Origin of the sequence: Pseudomonas sp. HY7a-MNA-CIBAN-0227, assembly GCF_040310325.1 — a bacterium.
In the GTDB taxonomy this organism is placed as follows: Bacteria; Pseudomonadota; Gammaproteobacteria; order Pseudomonadales; family Pseudomonadaceae; genus Aquipseudomonas.
Genome location: NZ_JBEOPT010000085.1, coordinates 1 through 282, shown reverse-complemented (window position 1 = coordinate 282; position 282 = coordinate 1). Strand labels below are relative to the sequence as shown.

Sequence of the window (282 nt, the reverse complement as noted above, 5' to 3'; positions counted from 1 at the left end):
CCGCTCGGTATCGCTGTATTCCGGGTAAGTGAGGCCCAGTACGTCCATCTCGACGCCCGCCGTGACCAGCGCGACAACCGGATGCATGTGCTGCGGGATGCCGGGCGTGGTGTGCAGCGCGATCGAGGTCCACACGACATCGATGTCCTGTTGAGAAATCCCGTTGCCCTTCAGGAAATCGCGCGCGGCGTTCGCGCCGTCCACTTCGAAGCGCTCGCATGCACTGCTGTGCCGGTGCGTGAGTCCCATGTCATGAAACATGCAGCCGCAATAGAGCAGCTC

Annotated in this window: 1 pseudogene; it reads right to left on the bottom strand. The window is 62.4% G+C overall.

Annotation, left to right across the window (positions count from 1 at the left end):
• Positions 1-282: pseudogene (locus tag AAEZ06_RS27080) on the bottom strand (phosphohydrolase); the annotation flags it as partial.